This is a genomic window from Mesorhizobium sp. M5C.F.Ca.IN.020.32.2.1 (genome assembly GCF_004023105.1).
Lineage (GTDB): Bacteria > Pseudomonadota > Alphaproteobacteria > Rhizobiales > Rhizobiaceae > Mesorhizobium > Mesorhizobium wenxiniae.
The window spans coordinates 1-11582 of sequence record NZ_RZSX01000086.1 but is presented as its reverse complement, the minus strand read 5'-3'; the positions used below and the strand labels follow the sequence as shown (position 1 = coordinate 11582).

The window sequence follows — 11582 nt, the reverse complement described above, 5'->3', positions numbered from 1 at the left end:
GCTTATCGCTGTCGTCGATGATCATCCTGAGGCGCGGACCGAGCGCGAACAGGCGGTCCATGATTTCGCTTTCGCTCATGTCGTAGGCGACCATGCTGACCGTTGCGGCAGGATCGGCTACTGCTGCATCCAAAAGCGCAAAGATCTCTTTTCGGGCCTCCAGTCCCATCCATTCGTAGGCATCGTCCGCGTCCGGATGCGTCGGCTTGAACGTGGTGCCCTGAGCGACGCGGGCGGGCAGCAATGTTTTGAGCGGCCCGCGAGCCTGATATTTGTCCACGAAAGCCTGGGAAGCCACATACCCCCTGGTGGCGCTGCCGTCCGACGTTTCCATGCTAGGGCACACATGCGACGGTGAAGCTTGCGCCTCAAACGTGGCCTGTGCGCAGCTGGAGCTTCACCGACCTGGCCCTCGACCGAGCAACGTGAAGCGCGACTTGCGTTCTCGGGTCCCGCTACCATATGTAAAAAGACATACCTGCCATGCATCGCCGCCTGCGGCGTTTTGGTCCGATTGGCCTGTTGACAACTTGCCAAATAATCGTACCCTCAGTGCAACGCGCTGCACGAACGTATTTACTTCATTTTAACGCTGTGCCATAAAAAAGGCAGACGGTGATTCCACCGCCTGCCTTCTGTTTGTGCGTACCTGCGGACGTGGCGCCGTAAGACTGCCCAGACCACAGGTCCGTACCGTTGAAAGTCGGTTCTAGTGCCCCAAGGCTCCATTGACAAGCCACAGGCTAGTTGCCGGCGGCGCGCGCACACGGAAATGATCCGTTGCGTGCCCGTTCCGGCCAACCATAGGAACCGACACAGATGCCTGCAAAACTGACCTTTTCCCCGTGGGCAACGGGGACATGGCGCTGATCAACCTCGACAACAAGCGAAATCGGGCTTGTAGTAGATGATTGCGGCCGCGGCGGCGATGGTCAGCAGATTGAGCACGATGCCATAGGGCTTCAGCGCCAGGAGATTGCGGTAATAGCCGTAGGCGATGTTCTCGTTGAAAAGAATCCGAAATTTCTCGGTGTCGCGGGTGTTCTCGCGCAGCCAGTTGTAGCACTGCACATAGAACGCAGCCGCTTCGTCGGGGTCCTCGACTTCCATGTCGCGCGTCGGCGCCGGCTGCTCGAGCTGCTTGGCGAGGAATTTGCGGTAGCGGTCCTTGGTCCGCTCGTCGAGTGTCTTATCCAGGTGGTTCAGTTCGCGATTTTCCGGTCTCCCGCCGGTCGTCGCGAACAGCTGTCTCTCCTTCCTCTTGCCCAGGCGGCGGGCCACATTCGAGGCAGCGAAGAACAGGACCATGACGGCGAGACCGATGATGGCCTCGGGGAGGCTCGGCTGAACCCAGTTGAAGGCCAGCACAATCAGGACAATGACCGGGGCAATCGCCAGAGCTGCCGGCGCGAGGCGCGCCTTGATGGAGTAGGCGTCGAGGTAATCGTTCATGGCGCGTCCTGATGCATGATGGCATGGTACGTGGCTGGAGTGGCAATGAGAAAGGATGGCCGGCGGCGCTCGCTCCACGGCGACCTGCTTGGCCGTCTTGCGGTCGGTGGGCGAGGGACCTTGTTCGGCGAGGTGGCTGTGCCAGGTACCCACATCAAGCAGCGAGCGGCCGCTTTCCTCGAAACGGGCATCGATCCGATTCTTCATGCCCTTCGTTCCAAGCACGAACAGCGTCGGCGTCCTCACGCTGTCTTCTGGCGCCTCGATCAGGTCGACCACCGTGACAGTCTTCATGAGAGAACTGCAGGAGCCGATCAGAAGGCCTCCCGTCTCGACATTGGGAAACCGCGCGGTCTCTTCGCGGATCATGCCGGCGACGTGCGACGACAGACGCAAAGTCCATTCGCTGCCCTCGACCGGGATTTCCAGGAATTTTGACACGGAGAGGCGGCGCCAACTTGTCGATGGGCTATCGGGCTCTGCCACCCCCACGACCAGTTCTCCGCCATCGGCATTGGCGCCGGCGAGGCGCATGAGTTCCTCGGTGGCCATGGCGGTCATCGCCGAAAGGCGCGCGTCGGTCATCGGCATAGTCATGGAGCCGCAGCCTTCCCCGATCTGAATTTGCGTCAGCCCGAACTCGGGATCGAACAACAATGTCCGTTCATAAGGCGTCACGGTCGCGGACAGCACCGCCTGCAGGTCGGCGAGGCTCGGATTGCGGTTGCTTCCCTTATGAAATACGAAACCGCCACGGCCGCGCCCGAAAAGGGCGATCTCCGCCATGCGTGCCGGCAGCTCGGCAGGGCTCACCATTGACAGGGCATCGCGCACCAGGCTCGATGCGGTCGTGTTGAGCAGCGTGCCGGTCCCGGGCGGCGAAATCAGCAGGCGATTGTCCGCACGCTTCAGGCCCCTAACCACGTCAATCAGATGGGCTTCCGGTTTCTGCCCGAGCAGGGCCAGCTCGTCAGACAGTTCAAACGCCTTCGGCCACGGCAGGGGTGGCCGCACGAGGGCGTGCCGGGCCATGTTGTGGGGCCGCAGCTCGTTGCTGTCGGAGACGGCCAAGATCTGGGCGCCGGCACGGGCCAGATGCAGAGCGGTTTTCGATCCGACGCTGCCGCAGCCAACCAGGCTGAATGGCGGATAAGAGGGAGCTGCCGACACGGCGCGGAGAAGCGCGGGCGTCGTGCGACCCAGTTGCTCCATGGCAACGGCGGCTCTCGCGTTGGGCCCTTCGAACAGCGAGGCCCGCTTCTGCGGAGCCGTGATTTCAATCAAGAAGCAACTCGATCGTCGACGCCCGCCCGATCAGCCGAAAAGGTCGCCGCACGCCAAACAAAACGGCGATCGGGAAGGTCGCGTCATCGGTTTTGCCCGCCCAGCGCCGCTGGAGCCTGTCGAGGAATTTCGCAAACTCAACGCCGCAGCCGAAGGCCTCAGCGCGTTGTGCCAAGTCGTCAAGGTTCGCTACCGTCTCAGGCAGCACCGCACTTGTGATGGCGCCATTTGGCGGCCAGATCAGCACCGTCGCGGTGATGCCGCTGTAGCGTCCTTCGCTTTCGGCCTCAAAGGGGAAAGCAGACATGTTGCCGACGGCAGCGGCAAATTCATTGTGCGCCGAGAGGGTGTAGGACCTTTTGCCAGCGAGATCCTTGCCCTTCATGAATTTGGTAGCAAGCCATACCGAGCCGGACTTGTCGGTGATCTGGCTTCGGGCGAAGTCCGCATCGATAATAAGCCGGTCCGGCAGGCCTTGGCGCATCACGGGTTCCCAGCCATGATCCGGATCCATCAAGGTGCCAATTGCTGCGCGACCGAGCCAAACGCCCATCTGGTTGACGATGGCCCCGATGCCGAGTTCGATCAGGCCGTGCTGATTGAAATATTCGTCCTGGTTGCCATCCACAAGACAGGGGGTTGGACACACGTTTTCCGAGCCGGGCGTCAGATGGTGCAGGTTGCGCGGAAAGCCCTTGCGCAGGGTGAAGGTGGGGCACCGCCACGGGTAGTCAGCGCCAAGCAGGACCTCAACGCGTTCGACCGGCAGGACGCCGTTAGGGGCGGTGCCCTTGGCGTGCCAGTGCGTTGGCATCTCCACGGCCAGATCAAGGAACAGGGTCGCCACGTCGTCACCGACGGCGATCAGGCCACAGCGCTGGCATTGCGGAATCTCTGTTGCGACACGCAGAAAGTGTTCCGCGTGCCGCTTCATGTCTGCCGAGGCCATGGCTCAGCCGTGGGATCTGGGCGTCGTCGTCACTCCGGTCACGCCGGCGATCGAGGCGGCCTTTTTCGGGGTCAGCGCCAGCTGCTTGGATGTGCCGACGCCGGTGATGTTGAACTCGACCGGCCCGTCGTGCTCATCGGCATACTCGGTCGTGCAGATGAAGCGTTCGGCCGAGGTGATCGAGACATATTCCCGCTTGGCCCGCTCATGAGGCGGGTTGTCGTCGTCCTTTTTGATGGGCTTGCAGGAGGCGACGATGATGGCGCCGTCACGGGTCTGGGAGAGTGCGTTCCTGGCGTCCTCGGACACCTTGACCTTCTCGCCCATCTCGGACCAGCGGTCGTGGCTCAGGGTGCGCCAGGAGCAGTGGTGCGGCGTCTCCATGACATCGTAGCTGAGCCAGTCCTTGTTACTGTCCTTGTGGCGCTGCCACAGCCGGTCCCAGATGGAGACGTCCGCGTCGCCACCGGTCAGGAAGCGGCAGCGGTCGGCCACGCCGTCGCCGGCGATGGAGAACCGCACGATCGCCGAGGAGTTGTTCTTCTCGAGGACTTCGATCAGCTCCTTGTCGTCTTCGTCGACGTACATCGGCGCCAGCAGGCGGCCTTCGAACTGGCCCGTGTTCACGCGGTCAGCTGCGGTCAGCAGGCCGTCCTGCTTGACCGGGATGTCCGTGAGATCATCGGTCTTGCCGTCTTTATCCTCACCGAGGATCAGGATGCGGTCGCCTGAACCGGTGCCGGTCAGGCCCTTCTCTTTGAACAGCGCGACCCGGCGCCGCGCTTCGGTGGCCCACGCCTTGGCCTCGTCGCAGAGCTTGTGCTGCTTGCTGGCGCGCCGGAACACGATCGGCGACGACCACATTTCGCGGATCAGGATGAGGTTCTCGTCACCCTCCGGGAAATCCTCGGGCGGGCCGAGGTGGAAATGCGTCGTGAGCCCGGTCACGTGGTCGGAATCCGGGTGCGAGAGCAGGAAGGCGTCGACGTAGAGCCGGCCCTTGTCGTCGCGGGAGAGGCGCCTCTTGAGATCCTGGGCAACGTCGTAGGTGTCGTCCTCGGGATCGTCGGCGGCGGCGCGGATGTTGATGTCGACGAGGATCGTTTGCCGAGCTAACCCATGGAAAGCTTGCGGCCCTCGGCATCCTCGCCGCCGTGCATGCGGGCTACCTGATCTTCGGCGTCACCAAGCGAGCCACGCTTGACGCCTCGAAGGCATATGCCCGCCAACTCACCCTCAGCTGCGAGACGCTGATGGTGCAGATGAAATCGGCCTGAGCTGCAACGTTCCCTGTGGCGCGCACGAGTGTCGCCAAGCTGTACAGGTTCAGGTTTTTGAGCCAAGCTGGTGCGGAAATTGAAAGCCTGCCCGTGACCGACCGCGAAATCCACCTTTACCTCGATGACAGCGGCAGCCGTGAGCCAGACCGAGAGCCCAGAGAGAAGCGCCGGGACGAAATGGATTATTTCGCCCTCGGCGGCATCCTCATCAACGAGGAAGACGTCGATGAGCTCTATGCCCGCCACAAGGCCTTCTGCCAGAAGCACGGCATCACCTACCCGCTCCACTCCTGGGCGATCCGGGGCGGCCGTGGCGACTTCGGCTGGCTGAAGAAGCCGGAGTCCGCTTTTGAATTCCTGGGAGACTTGCAGGGGATGCTGCTTGGGCTGCCCGTGATCGGCATCGCCGCGGTCATCGACCGACCGGGCTATGTTGCCCGCTACCGCGACCGGTACCGGGACCAGCTCTGGTTCATGTGCAAGACCGCCTACTGCATCCTGATCGAGCGCGCCGCCAAATATGCCCGCAGCCAGGACCGCAAGCTGCGCGTGTTCTTCGAGCGCGCCGGCAAAGCCGAGGACCGCGACCTGGTGGCCTACACGCGGATCCTGAAGACGCAGGGGATGCCGTTCGACGGCGCCAACTCCGCCAGCTACGGGTCGTTAACTGCCGAGGAGTTCAGGGACATCGTGCGCGGGGAGCCCCGCGGCAGAACCAAAGCCACGCCGATGTTGCAGATCGCCGATCTCTACCTCTATCCGATGGCCAAGGGCGGCTATGACCCGTCCTACCGGCCCTACAGGGCCCTGATGGACCACAAGCGTCTCATCGACGCGCACCTGCAGCCCGAGGACCTGGCATCCTGCGGCATCAAATACAGCTGCTTTGAACGGATAAAAAACAAAGACCCGGACTAGCCGGGCCTTCGTTTTGAAAAGTTCGGCTGGCGCCTGGCGCCAACCCCGGAGCGATGCTCACGCCCAAAGTATGGGTATTGACGCTCTCTTTGTCAACACCCCGGGTGAACCTCTGGTCGGGGGGTCCCTATCTTATCACTTGCATATAGCACGGTTCGTCTGATCGGCACTTCATATTATCAAGTCCTCTTCTTTGGGTGCAGCGCGGTTCCCCGGCCCCTGAATCCAGGGACATAGGCCGGGCGAACCTTGAAACACCCTCCCCCTGAATGCAGAACCGTCCCCAATGCCCTTGCGTCATCACGGGAAACCACCATATCTAGGCGCAGTTCATCACAGGGAGCCTCAGATGGCCCAGCCAGAAACCGCCAAGGCAGACGTCGACAAGCTACGCACCAACGAGAAGAAGTGGACCAAGGCACTCATGGCCACGGGCTGGAGCGCTTTCCCCAACATCATCATCGAGAAGCAGCAGGCTCTCGGCCTCGATGCGCTCGACATGAACATCATCATCCACCTGGTCCAGTACTGGTGGCTGCCCGACAACCTTCCCCACCCCTCGGTCGAAACCATCGCCAAGGCGATCGGGGTGACGCCCCGCACCATTCAGAAACGCATTGCCGCCCTCGAGGCCCTTAAACTTCTTGGCCGGGAGGAACGGCGCAACACGCCCAATGGCAGCATGACGAACCGCTATCATTTCGATGGCCTGATCGAGGCCGCCAAGCCGTTTGCGCTGGAAAAGGCCGCCGAGATCAAGAAGGCGGCCGAGGAGAGATCGAACCGGTTGAAGCGTAAGAAGCCGCAGCTGGTCGTGGACAACGATGCATAGGCAGATCGTGGCGTAGCTCAGAGGATAGAGCGCCTCGCTTTCGACCTGGGTGGTGCGTGACACCGCTATCTAGGGGCGAGGAGGTCCCAGGTTCAAGTCCTGCCGTCACGTCCAAGGCCCACCGGGAGTCGTGCCATGCACGGAGAATCTCAATCGAACGGCGTCATATCGGTCGGGGGCACTTCGACTTGAGACTCCAGAACACCAAAATCAACTGGACTGCATGATCCCAGAATCGGAAGGCGCCACCCCGTTCGGTATTTTCCTGCTCGCCGACTCCTTTTTGCAGGCCGCGAAGGCCGTTGATGCCGGTCGCCGCGGTCTGACGTCGGGACCGACCAGGTTGCTTTGCTACCATGCGTGCGAACTCTTCCTGAAATGCTACCTCCGCAGCGCGGGCCGAGACATTGAGGCTTTGCGGGCCTTGGGGCACAATCTGCACGAGATGGCTGTGGCCGCTCAAGGTTCAGGCCTGGTCCTGCCTGCCAGAACTGTCAGCCAAGCCAAAACTCTGGCCGACAAGAACGATTATGTGCGTGTGCGCTATATGGTGGTTGAAAAGCCCGGAGACATCCGACCGGAAGTTCTGCTGGCGATGACTGAAAGCATCCGAGAGAGCGTCAGGCTGGCGCTCGGCATGGATCCGCTCGGCAACCCACACCCTTAAGCGCGCCGCCCCAGCGAACTATTCTTTTCGTCAGGCCCCGCTTTTTTCGGTGTCTCGCCCACGAAGACGCCCGGTCGGTCCATGCGAAGGAGTACGGCGCAAGGGAATACGCCGATTGGCGCCTCCGGACTGACGAATTCCAGGCCGACCTGCACCGCCGTGGCGTGCCGTCAGGCCGATCGCCTGGTAGCCCGGCGTTTGTCCGCTTCCGTAGGCAATCTCTGCTACAGTTCTCCCATGTCCCTGTTCTCCCATCTCGATCCGTATCTGCTCAACCCAGCCAACGATCCACTGGTGTTCGACGCCACGCTGGCAGGCCACGGGAGCTACACGACGGAACATTTCGTCTTGCGCCTCAGTCCCCGCGCCCATGAGCTTGTCGACGCGCTCACCCAGCGCGACACCGAGGGTCATGACGCAGCCGAACTGTACCAAGCCTACTCGACCTATCTGCACGAAACCGTGCATTGGTGGCAGCACATGGGGTCCACTGCGGGACTCATCCTCAGCCTGGCGTACCCGGCGCAAATCTATGGCAGCATGACGTCTCTTCAGACCTTTGCGCGGGGCGCCGGCGTCGCCAAACCTGTAAAGGCTTGGGCGCACAGGGCGATGCTCGACGGTCGGACGCACTCTGATCCGGTGCTCGCCGCCGCCAATATTGCCGTCAACAACGCGCTCGACATCAAGTTCTACAAGCAACTTGCCTGGTCGCCGAAGTCGATCCTCTCGCTGGAGCAAACGCCCTATTTTCAGAGCGTCGGGCACAGCTACCTCAAAACCTATGGTGAGATCGTCCACGCGATCAACGGGTCCTGTGACTTCGCGGAAGGGCAATTTCCCGACCCCGGTCGCTGGGATGCACAATTCCTCAAACTTCAACTCAGCCGGATTGAAGGCTTCCATCGCGGTGCGCGCCCACCTTACGCCGACATCGGCATCCAGCAGATATTCGAAGGCCAGGCCCGCTTTTGCCAAATTCAGTATTTGGCATCGTCAGGCGGCCGAGCTGCTTCAGACGTATCGCGAGCAAGGCTACTTTGCGCCCGTCTATGTCGACTCGTTTGAACTGTTCCTGGTGCTTACTGGGACAGAATGGCCCGAACGGTATGACAGCCCGATCGTCGGCCTGTTTCTGCTGATCTGCGATCTGGCAATCAACCCGACGAGGGGGTTTCCGCTCGACATCGAGTTCTTCGAGGACTTTATCCGCGACGTTGATCCTGGCGCGCGCTTCACAAGACTTTGCCTGGCCGCAGCCGAAACCCCCGAGCTCGCCCAGGCGGTGCAAAATTTCTCCGCTCAGGAGTATGAGCACGTCGCGGCGCGACTGAGCGAGCGATGCGGATACGATGATCCGCGGACGGGACTTGCTGCCGTGGTCGGGCTGCTCGGCGACAAGGGCCCTGTCGATGCCCTGATGGAGGAGCATCGTACGTTCAACTATGCCGGTGTGAACATGCCTGTCCGGGTCCTGGTCTCGCACTTCATCGCTTTTTGCCGAGACAAGCAGCGCAGTCCCGAATTTTTCTGTTGGCCGGGCATCTGGATGGCGGGAGACAACTTCAACCCTGAGGCCGGATCGCTGTTCGTCACCCATCTGTCCCTCTTCCAGGACAGAGGTGACACCGAGCAGATCTTTCCTCGCGCCGTGCGCGGCCGGAGCCCCGAAAACATCAAGAAACTGGTCAACACCTTCTTTGGCGGAATGCTCGTGTTCGATCTCGCCCTGCAATGGGTCCTCGAGCCGGGACCTTTCCGCTACGATTTCAAATGGCTTACCGGGAAATCCGAAAATGCTGCACTGATCGCCTTGGCGAGCGACAGTTCGCGCAGTACTACGGCCCGGATCCTGACACCTGCACTCTGATCGACTCGCCTGTTCCCTGAGGGTCCCGACGAGCGCCTAGCCACATGCCGGAGGTGCAGGCACCGGCCGGCATGCCAGCCGTGGGGGGTGTGACGCGCCCCCGTCCTGACCCAAGTAACGACATGCGAGATGGCGATGCTTGCCTTTCACCGTGTCTTACGTACAATGTCCGTACGATATGGATTCGGTACGGACTTGATTGGAGGTAGAAATGGTGAAAACCGAGCGATTCGAGCTCAGGCTCGATGAAAGCACGATTGACCGGATCGATGCTTGGCGGGGAGAGCAGCGTGACCTCCCTTCGCGGGCAGAGGCCATCCGCACCTTGGTGTATACTGGGCTTGAGGCTGGTCGGCGCAAGGCCTTCCGGCCGACCAGCTCTGAAAAACTGATCATGTGGATGCTAGCCGAAGTCCTGCGCCAGCATAAAGGCTACGAGGACATGAAGTCAGTCGAGTTGATTCAGAGCGCCATCTACGGAGGCCATTTCTGGGGCCTGGAATGGGAAATGTCGGGCATCTTTCACGATGAGGTCGACGACCCCGAGGCGCTCGACTTCGTGGTCGACACGATGGCGATGTGGCGAGCCATTGAATGGGGATATGAGAAGCTCAGTCCCGAAGACAGGCAGCGCGTCGAGGACCAGGTGAAGTACTGGGGGAAAAACCCCAAGTTTGACGGCTTCGACGGGAACGAAGAGGGACGCTACATGTCGATGGCCAAATTCATGGTCGAAAAGCTCGGGCGCTTTGAGGAGTTCAGGGACAGATCCCTGAACGCTCACGCCAACACGGTGTCGACTTATCGCGAGATGCTGCAGAAATATGCCGAAATCGAGGCCCGCCGCGGTTCGCCGGCATACAGGCGTGCCGGCCAGTTGCTCAACGCCGACGAGCTCATCGAGCTCCTCAAGCTCCGGTAGCGAATGGTGCAGAGTCGCTGGCCACGATAAGCTCGGGTCGGCGTGGAATCGTCAGTTTGCGGACCGTTCCAAAACTGCCTTTAGATTATTCAAAATGGCGCGCCGCATCTCCTCGGCGCCCAGGCCCACAACGTCGCCAAGCATGCGAACGGCCTCGTCCACGCCGCCCGGCGTGACGGGGGAACCATCTACCTCCACGAAGGGACCATCCGTCTCCGTGAGCAGCCGGTCGAGCGGCAAGGTCCCGAGGAGAGCCACTGACCGCTCGGACCTGAACATGGCCTGGTTGACGGAAAAATAGCACCCGAGAGCCGCAGCCCGCCGCGCGTCTGCGACCGATCCGCTGAACCAGTGCAGCACCACCTTGCCACTGCCCTTGGGAAGCAGCTCCTCGATGTGGTCGAGAACCTTCGACGCCGTGCGGACGCTATGCACGGAGAGGATCTTGTCCCCCGCCCTCTGGCAGGAGGTTAGAATACGCCTGAAGACGTCGACTTGACGATCGATCGAGCGGTAGTGTGCGGGGCTCGCATCGAGACCGACTTCGCCGACATACCTCGTCTCGGGCAACAGCGCCTCGAACAGGGGCAGTTCGGTCCAGCGCTGCTCGGCAAGATGCGGGTGAATGCCGAGCCCAATGCGCACAAACTCGGCGCCCTTTGCAAGGTTCATGTTCTGCCTGAACGCCTTCGGCGTCGTCGTCACCGCGAGCGTCGCCACCTTAGCCTCTTCGCAGGCTCTTATAGCCGCGGCCGGATCTGGATACAGGTCCAGGTGACAGTGGAAATCGACGAGGCGTGGTGCAGACATGCTCAGCTAGGCTTCGCCCTGACGGGTTCGAGGAAATGGGCCACTTCCTGCATCCCTCGCACGAAGACGTCAACATAGTCGTCAATCTCGGACGGCTCGTCGGTCAGCGGACCGGGGATGCGCGCGAGGGCCTTTGCGGCCCGCGGATTCCGCCGTAACCGCTCCGCCATCAGCTGAAACGACCTCACATGTTCGCCCTCGGCCTCGAGCGTATCGAGACGACGCGCCGCCAAATCCTTCACCACATAGGGTGTCGTATCCGACTCGTTCGCGTCCAGGCCGGCTGCCAGGGATGCTCTGCGGATCAGACAGGGGACGCACGTTCCGCAGTGCTGCGGTGGCAGGCCTCTGTAGCGGGCTTTCGCCGGCGAGGAACACGACATCGACGAGGGAATGGCCCGTCGCAACAGCGCCGGATCCTCGCAATCCCTGACCATCTGACCCTTGGTCACGTGGCGATAGGGGTTTTCCAGACGCCGGGCGATGCCAAGCCCCCGCATCAACTCGTTGAAGCGCGCCATGTAGAATGGGTGAGTGGTGCGGGTGCTGAGCGAACCGAGGCGGAGCGGGTCGAGGGGTACGTTGAGGCCGATCAGGG

12 protein-coding genes, 1 tRNA gene and 2 pseudogenes are annotated in these 11582 nt (G+C 61.6%); 9 read left to right on the top strand and 6 right to left on the bottom strand.

The window, feature by feature from the left end:
- From EOA86_RS06805 to EOA86_RS06790, 4 genes and pseudogenes are all read right to left on the bottom strand, one after another.
- A pseudogene (locus EOA86_RS06805) lies at window positions 1-334 on the bottom strand (phospholipase); the annotation flags it as partial.
- Window positions 335-870: 536 nt separating this feature from the next.
- Entirely contained in the window at window positions 871-2736 is a 1866-nt protein-coding gene (locus tag EOA86_RS06800) for a Mov34/MPN/PAD-1 family protein (protein ID WP_091600497.1), read from the bottom strand.
- Window positions 2729-3685, bottom strand: a complete 957-nt coding sequence (locus EOA86_RS06795; protein ID WP_091600498.1) for a hypothetical protein — start codon at window positions 3683-3685, stop codon at window positions 2729-2731. Before EOA86_RS06795 ends, EOA86_RS06800 begins: the two co-directional genes overlap by 8 nt.
- A gap of 3 nt (window positions 3686-3688) precedes the next feature.
- Window positions 3689-4633: a hypothetical protein gene (locus tag EOA86_RS06790; protein ID WP_189347894.1), complete on the bottom strand. Its 945-nt coding sequence runs from the start codon at window positions 4631-4633 to the stop codon at window positions 3689-3691.
- Here EOA86_RS06790 and EOA86_RS39285 point away from each other — a divergent pair, their 5' ends adjacent.
- From EOA86_RS39285 to EOA86_RS06755, 9 genes are all read left to right on the top strand, one after another.
- Window positions 4634-4801, top strand: coding sequence for a hypothetical protein (locus tag EOA86_RS39285; RefSeq protein WP_206533512.1), 168 nt, complete (start codon window positions 4634-4636; stop codon window positions 4799-4801). It begins immediately after the preceding gene.
- Window positions 4802-4839: 38 nt separating this feature from the next.
- Entirely contained in the window at window positions 4840-4962 is a 123-nt protein-coding gene (locus EOA86_RS41160; protein ID WP_268931439.1) for a hypothetical protein, read from the top strand.
- A gap of 93 nt (window positions 4963-5055) precedes the next feature.
- Complete coding sequence (locus EOA86_RS06785) at window positions 5056-5883, top strand: DUF3800 domain-containing protein (RefSeq protein WP_091600501.1); 828 nt, start codon at window positions 5056-5058, stop codon at window positions 5881-5883.
- Between the two features lie 349 nt (window positions 5884-6232).
- On the top strand, window positions 6233-6715 hold the full coding sequence (locus EOA86_RS06780; RefSeq protein WP_126037961.1) for a helix-turn-helix domain-containing protein: 483 nt from the start codon (window positions 6233-6235) through the stop codon (window positions 6713-6715).
- Between the two features lie 6 nt (window positions 6716-6721).
- A tRNA-OTHER gene (locus EOA86_RS06775) sits at window positions 6722-6829 on the top strand.
- Window positions 6830-6938: 109 nt separating this feature from the next.
- A complete protein-coding gene (locus EOA86_RS06770; protein WP_091600259.1) occupies window positions 6939-7382 on the top strand; it encodes a hypothetical protein in 444 nt (147 codons plus the stop codon).
- Between the two features lie 237 nt (window positions 7383-7619).
- Window positions 7620-8450, top strand: a complete 831-nt coding sequence (locus EOA86_RS06765) for a hypothetical protein (RefSeq protein WP_128341057.1) — start codon at window positions 7620-7622, stop codon at window positions 8448-8450.
- 10 nt (window positions 8451-8460) lie between these two features.
- The gene (locus tag EOA86_RS06760; protein ID WP_128341056.1) at window positions 8461-9252 is read left to right on the top strand and encodes a hypothetical protein; all 792 of its coding nucleotides are present in this window, start codon (window positions 8461-8463) and stop codon (window positions 9250-9252) included.
- 211 nt (window positions 9253-9463) lie between these two features.
- Window positions 9464-10174, top strand: a complete 711-nt coding sequence (locus EOA86_RS06755; protein WP_091600257.1) for a YfbU family protein — start codon at window positions 9464-9466, stop codon at window positions 10172-10174.
- A gap of 51 nt (window positions 10175-10225) precedes the next feature.
- On the opposite strand, the gene qatD is transcribed toward EOA86_RS06755, so the two are convergent.
- Both qatD and EOA86_RS38480 read right to left on the bottom strand, forming a co-directional pair.
- Window positions 10226-10984, bottom strand: a complete 759-nt coding sequence (qatD, locus tag EOA86_RS06750; RefSeq protein WP_091600256.1) for a Qat anti-phage system TatD family nuclease QatD — start codon at window positions 10982-10984, stop codon at window positions 10226-10228.
- Between the two features lie 2 nt (window positions 10985-10986).
- A pseudogene (locus EOA86_RS38480) lies at window positions 10987-11582 on the bottom strand (hypothetical protein); the annotation flags it as partial.